The 7,210-nt window shown below is 69.5% G+C and carries 6 protein-coding genes; 2 read left to right on the top strand and 4 right to left on the bottom strand.

Going from position 1 to position 7,210, the window contains the following annotated elements:
* Positions 1–185 precede the first annotated feature (185 nt).
* Complete coding sequence (locus ACLQ2U_RS32010; protein ID WP_406039769.1) at positions 186–566, bottom strand: VOC family protein; 381 nt, start codon at positions 564–566, stop codon at positions 186–188.
* 1,946 nt (positions 567–2,512) lie between these two features.
* On the opposite strand from ACLQ2U_RS32010, the gene ACLQ2U_RS32005 reads away from it, so the two are divergent.
* Positions 2,513–3,007, top strand: a complete 495-nt coding sequence (locus ACLQ2U_RS32005) for a zinc ribbon domain-containing protein (RefSeq protein WP_425754618.1) — start codon at positions 2,513–2,515, stop codon at positions 3,005–3,007.
* 192 nt (positions 3,008–3,199) lie between these two features.
* Here the strand turns inward: ACLQ2U_RS32005 and ACLQ2U_RS32000 are convergent, their stop codons facing one another.
* From ACLQ2U_RS32000 to ACLQ2U_RS31990, 3 genes are all read right to left on the bottom strand, one after another.
* The gene (locus ACLQ2U_RS32000) at positions 3,200–4,828 is read right to left on the bottom strand and encodes an isovaleryl-CoA dehydrogenase (RefSeq protein ID WP_425754617.1); all 1,629 of its coding nucleotides are present in this window, start codon (positions 4,826–4,828) and stop codon (positions 3,200–3,202) included.
* On the bottom strand, positions 4,825–5,715 hold the full coding sequence (locus ACLQ2U_RS31995; RefSeq protein ID WP_425754616.1) for a TetR family transcriptional regulator: 891 nt from the start codon (positions 5,713–5,715) through the stop codon (positions 4,825–4,827). The genes ACLQ2U_RS32000 and ACLQ2U_RS31995 overlap by 4 nt, the downstream gene beginning before the upstream one ends.
* A gap of 293 nt (positions 5,716–6,008) precedes the next feature.
* Complete coding sequence (locus tag ACLQ2U_RS31990) at positions 6,009–6,872, bottom strand: PhzF family phenazine biosynthesis protein (protein ID WP_425754615.1); 864 nt, start codon at positions 6,870–6,872, stop codon at positions 6,009–6,011.
* 81 nt (positions 6,873–6,953) lie between these two features.
* Between ACLQ2U_RS31990 and ACLQ2U_RS31985 the strand changes: the two genes are divergently transcribed.
* Positions 6,954–7,210, top strand: a 257-nt coding sequence (locus ACLQ2U_RS31985; protein ID WP_425754614.1) for a hypothetical protein, incomplete at its 3' end; no start/stop codon positions are given.

The raw sequence follows: 7,210 nt of genomic DNA, 5'->3' as shown, positions 1-7,210 counted from the left end.
ACGCCCGTACGGCCGCAATCATCAATCTCCACGAGGCCAGCCGACGCCCGGAACCCCTTATTTACCAGGCTCTAAGTAGTGAGGTCTCCGGTAATGGGTTCATCGACCAAGAAGAACCTCAGACCCGGAGACCTCGTGGCCACCCACACTCCACCCGGGCGCGGCCTCGTTGCCGACGAGGGCCGTCAGAGTGGGTCGAGGCGGGGCTTGAGCAGGCAGAACTCGTTGCCTTCTGGATCGGCGAGGACGTGCCAGGACGCCTCCGCGGGCTGACCTATGTCGACGAGTTCGGCCCCGACGGCCAGGAGGCGTTCGAGCTCGGCGTCCTGATCGCGGTCGGTGGCGTTGACGTCGATGTGCAGCCGGGCATGCCCGTTCTTCGGCTCGTCGTTGCGGATGAGGAAGATCGTCGGCTGCGGGCCGCCGAACCCTTCGCGCGGACCTATCTCGATGCAGCCCTCCTCCTCGCGATCGAGCACTATGAAGTCCAGGACCTCGCACCAGAACCGCGCCAGCACCTCGGGGTCGCGGCACTTGAGCACGAGCTCACTGATACGGCATGCCATTGACGAAACCTACTCTCAGCGTGGGAACTGCCGGGGTGGCCGCACGCGCATCTCATGGGCTCCCTGCAGTGAGAACACTCTCGCGGACCGTACCGGGCGAGGCGAGCAGGGGCGAAGTGATTTCAGGCCCTCGCCTGGCCGGGCTGCCAGGCGAGGGCCGTAGGTCGCGCAGTAGGGTAGCTGACTTTGAGACACACCCTAGGCCGGGTGACCTTCACCGCCTCGGGCCGTCTTTCGGGCCAGCCACGACCCGTACCGGGCCGAGTTCACCACCGACCCAGCGGTCCTGTGCGGCGGCGACGGCGGCTCGGCACTCTGCGGTGGCTACGGCAGCTTCTTGACCTGGCTCGCCCTCGCCACCGCCTACCGCGACCCAGACCTGGCGGAAGCCGTCTGCGACGGCGGCCTTACTGGAGAGACCCCGGTGCGCCCCGTCCTGCAGATACCTTGATCGGATAACCGCGTCTGCGGCGGGACAAGGTCCTCGTCGGAAGGTGGGGCTCGTTCGTGGTGGCCGTCACGGCGTGATTGGGCGCCTGCCGTGGGGACCAGGTCCGGGGCAGCGAGATGGGAGCAGGGGGGTGCGCTGAACGGCAGTCAACTGCACCCAACGGCACCGAACAGCAATCAACGGCATCCGCGCCCACCTGCGGCTCTGCGTTTCCGCAGGTCAGAGTCGGTGCAGCGTCCTGCTTCACACGCAGTGCTCAGCTGCACTGAACGGACTTCAACGGCACTCTATGCCGCCTGGTGGGGGAGTATCCGCAGGTCAGGGCCGTGACGAGCTGGGGGTCGCTCGGTCCTTGCTCTGGGTGCCATCTGGGAGCACCTCAGCGATGTGGTCGCCGCGTCCTAAGTGCTCAACTTCTCCGGCGTGCGCCGAGTCGCTGACCAACAACTATGTGGCGATCCGGTGGCCTTGACCTCCCAGTGAAGACCGAAGTGGCCACACCTCTGCCGCTACGGGGCTGCCTCGCGCCGGTGGTCCCGTCGACTGTCCTGGCTGGCCAGCGGCGAAGCTGCCCGATCGACCTCCGGGTATGTGTGGCATCGCTCAAGCACCGACACGTGTCCCACTTCCTGAGACTCCGATCCCACCGGGAGCGCGGTGACCAGGGCTTCCTGGCTGGTGACCTCTTCGGCGGACCCGATGTTGTCATATCCGTGCTCGGACGGGCTGGTGCGGTGTCCACTAACGTTCGCCGGGTTGTCGCCCCTGTGAATTGTCGTACGGGTGGTGTTGGCTTCGGTTTATGCCTCGTCGTCGGGATCCGTCTGCGCCGCCGGTGGTGCATCGCACCGCGCGTGTGGCGGTGCGGGTGACGTCGGGGCAGCGGCGGCGGTGCTTCGGGCTGCTCCGGTCGGCCGCCGATGTGTGGGCGTGTGCTGGAGGTCAACGCGTGGCGTCGTCGCCGACACGACGTGCCTCTGGTCGGCTATCAGCAGTTGTGCCGGGAGTTGGCGGCGTCCGGGCCGGGCACGTTCGCCGAGTTGGACACCACGGGTGCGCGGTCGGTGTTGCGCCGGTTTTCGGAGGCGTGGTTCGCGGCGGCGAAACACCGCAAGGACGGTGACCTGTCGGCGCGGTTCCCGCGTCGCCGGCGTGGGTTGGTGCCGGTGCGCTGGTATCACGGCACGTTCACCCTCGACGGGCGCCGGGTGCGGATCCCCACCGCGAGAGGCACCGCGCCGTTGTGGGTGCGTCTGGGGCGGGAGGTGCCGTATCCGGCCGGGCAGGTCCGGTCGATCACGCTGCTGTGCGAGGGCGGCCGGCTGTTCCTCGACGTGACCGCCGAAGTCCCCGTCATGACCTACCCGCCGGGTGTGGAGCCGGATCGGGTCGGGGGGCTGGGGTGGATCTGGGGATCATCCACCCCTACGCCGTGGCCGGCCCGGACGGGGAGGGGTTGCTGGTGTCGGGGCGGGCGATCCGCGCCGAGCACCGCATGCACCTGGCCGACACGAAAGCCCGCCGCCGTGCCGTCGCCCGCCGGGCGCCAAAACCTGGGCAGAAGGGGTCACGGCGGTGGCGGCAGTACCGCCGTCGGGCCCGCATCACCGTTCGGTTGGTCGACGAACGCGGTACCTCGTCCACCTGCCCCGCCTGCCGAAGGCGGGTGCCGAAACCCCGCGGTCGCACCCTGTCCTGCCCGCACTGTACGTATTGCGGGCATCGCGACGTTGTCGCGGCGGCCATCATCGCCACCCGCACCCGGGGTAGCGGATCCACCACCCAGGCAGCCGTCGTGCTGCCGCAGGTGGTCACGCACCGTCGAGCCGGCCGGCACCTACCCGGTGCCGGCCGGTCCCGACGTGACCCCCGCCGCCCCACGCACCACCGGCGGCGTAAGGATCAAGTTGGCCCGCGGAGGCCCGCCCCACCCAGTGGGGAGTCGCTCGCCTACGGCGAGGATCCACAACACCCACCGCAAACCCGGTGAACGTTAGTGGACACCGCACTAGGTGTACTGCCCAGCTGCTGGGGGTGCGGATGCTGCGGCCGCTGTTCATCGACCACCCGGATGGCGTGTCGATCGACGAGATTCCGGTCTACCGCCGAGTGACGTGACACATTGGCCGCCGGCGAATCCCTGCACCCGGATGGACATCGCCGTTGGCCCCGGCACGTGCGGTCAGCCCACCTTGGGTGCGGCGCGCGAGATGATCGCGGCGAAGTCGACACCGCTCGGCAGTGTGCCGTATGTCTGGCCGTGGTCGCCGCCGAGCCGGGAGGCGCAGAAGGCGTCGGCGACGGCGGGGTGGCCGTGCCGCACCAACAGCGAGCCCTGCAGGACCAGCGCGAGCCGCTCGACGACGCGGCGGGCCCGTAGTTCGAGGTCGTCGTGGTCGGACAGCTCGGCCTGCACCTGGCGTACCGCGGCGTCGAGCCGCGCGTCGGCACCGGCGGCCGCGGTCACCTCCGCCCGGAACGCCTCCATGACCTGCGGTTCCTTGGCGAGAGCGCGCAGTACGTCCAGCGCGGCGACGTTGCCGGAGCCCTCCCAGATCGAGTTCAGTGGCGACTCGCGGAACAGCCGCGGCATGCCTGACTCCTCGACATAGCCGTTGCCGCCCAGACATTCGAGGGCCTCGGCGGCGTGCGCCGGCCAGCGCTTGCAGACCCAGTACTTGCCGACGGCGAGGGCGAGCCGTTTGAACGCGGTCTCGCTGGCGTCGCCGCGCGCGGATCGGTCGGTCGCTCCGGCGAGCCGCATCATGAGGACGGTGGCGGCCTCGGACTCGACCGCGAGGTCGGCGAGCACGTTGCGCATCAGCGGCTGGTCGACGAGGTACCGGCCGAAGGCCTGCCGATGGGTGACGTGGTGGGCCGCGGTGATCACGCCTTGGCGCATCCCGGCCGCCGCGCCGATGACGCAGTCGAGGCGAGTCAGGTTGACCATGTCGATGATGGTGCGCACGCCACGGCCCTCGTCTCCGACGCGCCAGGCGACCGCGTGCTCGTACTCGACCTCCGCCGAGGCGTTGGACCGGTTGCCGAGTTTGTCCTTGAGGCGCATCAGCCGCATCGGGTTGCGCGTGCCGTCCGGCAGTACGCGCGGGACCAGGAAGCAGGTGAGCCCGCCGGGCGCCTGGGCGAGGGTGAGGAAGATGTCGCACATCGGCGCCGAGGTGAACCACTTGTGCCCGAGGAGCCGGTAGGTGCCGTCCGGCTCGGGGTGGGCGGTGGTGGCGTTGGCGCGCACGTCCGAGCCGCCCTGCTTCTCCGTCATCGACATGCCGGCCAGCAGCCCCTGCTTGGTCAGCGGCGGACGCAGCCCGAAGTCGTACGTCCTGGCGGTGAGGAGCGGCTCGTACTGCGCGGCCAGCTCCGGGGTGTGCCGTAGCGCCGGCACCGCCGCGTAGGTCATCGAGATCGGGCAGCCGTGGCCGGCGTCGGGGCGCCACGTGTAGAACTTTGCAGCCCGGGCCACGTGCGCGCCTGCCCGGTCGTCCGCCCACGGCGCGGCGTGCAGGCCGTGCGTGACTGCCGTTCGCATCAGCTCGTGCCAGGCCGGGTGGAACTCCACCTCGTCGATTCGGTGGCCGTAGCGGTCGTGGGTGCGCAGGACCGGCGTGTGTTCGTTCGCCAGTCGCCCGTACTCGATCGCCTGCTCGGTACCGCCGATCCGGCCGAGCTCGTGCAGCTCGGCGGCGGCCCAGCCGGCGCCCTCCCGCTCGAGCCCGTCGAGCAGTGCCGGGTCGTCCGCCGCGTCGTAGCCGGCCAGCGGGGGAACCTGGTTGAAGACCTCGTGTGTCGTCACGGCGATACTCCAAGCGCGCGGTGGATGAACGTGATCAGGCTGGGGATGGTGCTCGGCCCGGCGACCCCGGCGGCCAGCGGACCGACCATGGCCTCGGCCAGGGCGCCGACCAACGCGGTGGCGGTCAGCTCGGGATCCTGCGGGGGTAGTTCACCGTTCGTCACACCCTCCGCGACGTAGCCGGCGATCAGCTCGGCGTACGCACGGCGGAAGACGAGCCGCTCGGCGTCGACCGCTGGGTCGACCGGCTCGGCGAGCAGGGCGTACGCCAACCGCGGGGACTGTAGCGCGCGACCGGAGAACGTCTCGATGACGGCTGACACCCGCTCGGCGATGGTGGTCTCCAGCGCTGCGGCGCGCGCGACCGCGTCGACTTCGCGCTGCGAGGCCGTGCGAAACACCTCGGCGAACAGGTCTGCCTTGGTGGGGAAGTGGCGGTAGACGCTGCCGGTCGCCATGCCGGCCCGCTCCGCGACGGCGGCGATCGAGCAGCCGGCGTACCCGTGCTCGGCCATGATCTCCAGTGCGGCGGCGGTGATCCGCTCCCGGGAGACGCTCAGCCGAGCTTTCACCCGCTCGGTGCTCCGGTAGACCACGCAAGGATTGAACCACCATTCAATCCTTGGCTGCAAGGGCGCTCGCGCGACTTCAGTGAACGCGGCGGAGATCCGTTTCGCGGGCGGGGCGTCGAGTGCGAGTTTGTAGTGTTCGCGGTGCAGGTTCTGCATGAACGCGTGCCCGGCGATGATCACCTGGGCTGTCCCGTCGGTGCGCGACCCGCGCATGGGTCGTAGCCGGTGTTTGAGTTGCCTGTGATCTGCCCCGATCGGGTTGTTGGCGTGCTGCTCCATGTGGTGCCAGGCCGGGGGGACGAGGCCGTCGAGCACGGCGGGGTAGACCGGGCGCGTCGGTGACCACCTTGCTGGGCGTCACCTTCAGCATTGCTATTGCCTGTCGGAAGCACCGCCGGGCCGCAGCGGCGTCACGTCGAGCCGATATCAGCACATCGATCGCCTGCCGGTGTAACCGACTCTCGAACGCTCGCTCGCAAGTAACCGATGTGCGGACGTGGCGGTGGAGCACGACGAGAGGCGACCGTGGCGGTCTTGCCAGTCAGCCGGGCAGCTTCTCGAAGATGTTCGGGTCGCTCAGCTGCCCGGCTCAACGCCGCGATGCGGTGTCAGCGGCCGTCAGCGGCCGCCGGCGACATCGGCACTGCGGTTCCGGAGACGGTGATCCTCGGGTCCCGCGGGTCCACTGTCACGGACAGCTCACTGGGTCGGCCCATGTCCTCGCCTTGGACGATGAGGAAGGAGGGCTGCCGCGGCAGTCGGCCGATCTCGCGCAGGTAGGCGCCCAAGGCAGCGGCCCCCGCACCCGTGGCCGGGTCCTCGACGACGCCACCGGTTGGGAAGGGGTTGCGAGAGTGGAACACCGAATCGCCGTCATGCCAGAACAACTGGAGCGTCGTCCACCCCTCTCGATCGCTGATCTCCTTCAGGCCAGCGAAGTCGTAGTGCAGCTCGGCGAGCCGTTGCCTGGTCCTGGCGGCAAGCACCAGGTGACTGTTGCCGGCGAAAGCGACGTGTGCCGGGTAGTCAGGGTGCAGGTCATCGGGCGACCATCGCAGTGCCCCCAGCGTTTCGCGCAGAGCATCTGAGGTGACCGGTCGGCTGTGCCCGGGCACACTCTGAAGGCTTGCGCGCATGACGCCCGCCTCCCGCGCCGTGGAGACCCGAATCTCACCCGCTCTGGTGTCGAACCGAAAGGGTCCGCGGGCTCCGGACTCAGCCAAGGCGACACTGGTCGCAATCGTCGCGTGCCCACAGAAGGCCACCTCGGCCAGTGGGCTGAAGAAGCGGAGCCCGAAGTCAGGTGCCTGCCTGCCCGTGCGCAGCACGAACGCGGTCTCGGAGTAGCCCACCTCGGCGGCGATCTGCTGCATCCGGGCACCATCCAGGTCGTCTGCCTCCAGCACCACTCCGGCCGGGTTGCCCCCGGTGGGGTCAGAGGTGAACGCCGCGTACCGCTGTACTTGACTCATGAGAACCAACCTTCTACGGGGGCGCCCGTGGCGCCAGCTAGTGCGGTGTCCATTAACGTTCGCCGGGTTGGTCGCCGCGCCGTGCGACTCGTGCAGTTCGGGCTGCTGCGCTCCGCCGGTGATGTGTGGGCGTGTGTGCTGGAGGTCAACGCGTGGCGGCGCCGCCGCGGGGACGCGCCTCTGGTCGGTTATCAGCGGTTGTGCGGGGAGTTGGCGGCGTCGGGGCCGGGCACGTTCGCCGAGTTGGACACCACGGGTGCCCGGTCGGTGTTGCGCCGGTTTTCGGAGGCGTGGTTCGCGGCGGCGAAACACCGCAAGGACGGTGACCTGTCGGCGCG

It is taken from the genome of Micromonospora sp. DT47, assembly GCF_049844475.1.
Classification (GTDB): Bacteria; Actinomycetota; Actinomycetes; order Mycobacteriales; family Micromonosporaceae; genus Micromonospora.
The sequence above is the reverse complement of the archived record's forward strand: the minus strand, read 5'-3'. Positions and strand labels throughout refer to the sequence as shown.

Bases quoted from the DNA above. Each gene is read 5' to 3' on its own strand.
- ACLQ2U_RS32010 (WP_406039769.1), bottom strand. From the start codon at position 566: ATGGCATGCCGTATCAGTGAGCTCGTGCTCAAGTGCCGCGACCCCGAG.
- ACLQ2U_RS32005 (WP_425754618.1), top strand. From the start codon at position 2,513: ATGCACCTGGCCGACACGAAAGCCCGCCGCCGTGCCGTCGCCCGCCGG.
- ACLQ2U_RS31990 (WP_425754615.1), bottom strand. From the start codon at position 6,872: ATGAGTCAAGTACAGCGGTACGCGGCGTTCACCTCTGACCCCACCGGG.